A 2557-nucleotide genomic window follows, 5' to 3' on the forward strand; every position below is an offset into this window, starting at 1 on the left:
GGCGAAGCGCTTATGGGCGATCAGGCTTACGGGATCGACATGAACACCGCCGAGCGCATCGCTGACGAGGTCGGCGCTGCGGTCCGGGCCGGATACGAGATGTGTCTGGTGATCGGCGGCGGAAACATCTTCCGCGGCCTCCAGGCAGCCGCCAAGGGGATGGACCGGGCGGCAGCCGACTATATGGGCATGCTGGCGACGGTGATGAACGCGCTGGCCATGCAGACGGCGCTGGAGCGCCGGGGCGTCCAGACCCGCGTACAGTCCGCCATTCCCATGACTACCGTGTGTGAACCCTATATCCGCCGCCGCGCTGTGCGGCATATGGAAAAGGGGCGGGTCGTGATTTTCGCTGCCGGCACCGGCAATCCCTTCTTCACGACCGACACGGCGGCAGCCCTGCGCGCTGCCGAGATGGGCTGTGACGCCCTTTTCAAGGGCACACAGGTGGACGGCGTCTATTCGGCGGACCCGAAGAAGGATCCGAACGCGGAACGCTACGACCAGCTGGATTATCTCGACGTGATTGCCCGCGATCTCAAAGTGATGGACGCCTCGGCGGTCACGCTGATGCGCGATAACCAGATACCGATCGTGGTGTTCGATATTCACCGTACAAACGGCCTTGCCGATGTGCTCGACGGACGGGGCGTGTGCACCGTCGTCGGACCCCGGCCGGCCATAAAGAAGTGAGGACAGTATGAGCAAGGCTGGCGATTTTGACCTGAAGGATATTCAGCGCCGCATGGATGGCGCGGTCGAAGCCCTGAAGAAGGAGTTTGGCGGCCTGCGGACCGGGCGTGCAAGCACTGCGCTTCTCGATCCCATCAAGGTGGACGCCTACGGCAGCCCGACGCCGATCACGCAGGTCGGCACGGTTTCGGTGCCAGAGCCGCGCATGCTGTCTGTCCAGGTGTGGGACAAGAATCTCGCTCCCGCTGTCGACAAGGCGATCCGCAATTCCTCGCTGGGTCTGAACCCGGTCGTCGAAGGCACGCTGATCCGCATTCCGATCCCGCCGCTGAACGAGGAACGCCGCGCCGAGCTGGCCAAGACCGCCGGCACCTATGCCGAGCAGGCCCGTGTTGCCGTGCGCAATGTCCGCCGCGATGGCATGGAAGCGCTCAAGCGTGCCGAAAAGGACAATCTGATCAGTGAGGATGAGCACAAGCGCTATTCCGATCAGGTCCAGAAGGCGACGGACAGCAATATCGCGTCCATCGACGAGTTGCTGAAAACCAAGCAGGACGAGATTACACAGGTCTGATTTCCTGTTCGCAGACTGACAGGTCCGGGGAGGACTGTTCGCCATGTCAGCCGATCCCGGCGGCCCGGAATCCCTGCCGCGCCACATAGCCGTCATCATGGACGGAAATGGGCGCTGGGCAGCCGCTCGCGGTCTGCCGCGTGCCATGGGGCACCGGCAGGGCGTTGAGGCGGTGCGTGCTTTGGTGCGCGGGGCTGGCGAGCTTGGGGTCACGCATCTGACCCTGTTCGGATTTTCAACCGAGAACTGGCGGCGCTCCAGCGAAGAGGTCAACACGCTGTTTGACCTGCTCAAGCAGTTCGTGGATGCCGACCTCGACGACCTGGCGCGCAATGGCGTGCGCATCCGGATTCTTGGCAGCCGTGCTGGCCTCTCCCGTGACATCGGCGACATTATCGACCGCGCGGAATCGCGCACCGCTGCCAACACCCAGTTCAATCTGAACATTGCCTTCAATTACGGCGCACGCGACGAGATCGTCCGTGCGGTCCGAGCGCTTCTTGAAGAGGCCGCCTCCGGCGCCTTTGACGGCAAGGTGGATGAAAAGGCGTTCGCGGCGCGTCTGGATACAAGCGGCCTGCCGGATCCCGACCTTATCATCCGCACAAGCGGCGAGATGCGGATTTCGAACTTCCTGCTCTGGCAGGGTGCTTACGCGGAGCTGGTGTTTCTCGATGTGCTTTGGCCGGACTTCACCATCGAGCATATGAAAGAGGCCATCGCGATCTATCAGTCGCGCCATCGCCGCTTCGGCGGCCGCCCATGAGCCTGCTCTCCCGCCTTCCGGGGCCGCGCGATCCTGTCTTCCTGCGCCGGCTTGCCTCCGCGCTCGTGCTGGCGCCGCTGGCGCTGGGCCTTGTCTGGCTGGGTGGATATCCGTTTGCGATCTTCGTTGCCGCCTTTGCCGCCGCCATGGCGTGGGAATGGGTGCGCATGTCTGACAGGGACGCCCCGCCGCGCGCGTTCTCGATAGCCACCGGCACTGCCGTCGGCGCAGTGCTTCTGGCGGCAGGCGGTGAATGGGTGTGGACGGCTGTCTGGATTATGTCCGGCGCGCTGGCGGCCTTTCTAGACCGGCGAAAGCGCGGACGGGCGTTCGAGGCACCGCTGGGTGTCATCTATGTCGCCAGCGCCGCGAGCGTTCTCGTGGGCCTTCGCAATGGCGAGGACGGGCTTGCGGCGGTCATTTTTCTGCTCGGGGTTGTCTGGTCGGCGGATACTTTTGCGTACTTGGCTGGAACCTGGCTCGGCGGGCCCAAACTGCTTCCGGCTGCCAGCCCGAACAAGACG

The 2557-nt window shown here is 63.9% G+C and carries 4 protein-coding genes; all 4 read left to right on the plus strand.

Going from position 1 to position 2557, the window contains the following annotated elements:
- The coding region (pyrH, locus tag ACTS2Z_RS01495; RefSeq protein ID WP_442571465.1) for a UMP kinase at nucleotides 1-693 on the plus strand (693 nt) is incomplete at its 5' end.
- Between the two features lie 7 nt (nucleotides 694-700).
- The gene (gene frr, locus ACTS2Z_RS01500; RefSeq protein ID WP_442571466.1) at nucleotides 701-1267 is read left to right on the plus strand and encodes a ribosome recycling factor; all 567 of its coding nucleotides are present in this window, start codon (nucleotides 701-703) and stop codon (nucleotides 1265-1267) included.
- 43 nt (nucleotides 1268-1310) lie between these two features.
- The gene (locus ACTS2Z_RS01505) at nucleotides 1311-2033 is read left to right on the plus strand and encodes an isoprenyl transferase (protein WP_442571467.1); all 723 of its coding nucleotides are present in this window, start codon (nucleotides 1311-1313) and stop codon (nucleotides 2031-2033) included.
- A partial coding sequence (locus ACTS2Z_RS01510; RefSeq protein ID WP_442571468.1) for a phosphatidate cytidylyltransferase occupies nucleotides 2030-2557 on the plus strand: 528 nt, incomplete at its 3' end. The genes ACTS2Z_RS01505 and ACTS2Z_RS01510, both read left to right, overlap by 4 nt.

It is taken from the genome of Glycocaulis sp. (assembly GCF_052168375.1).
In the GTDB taxonomy this organism is placed as follows: domain Bacteria; phylum Pseudomonadota; class Alphaproteobacteria; order Caulobacterales; family Maricaulaceae; genus Glycocaulis.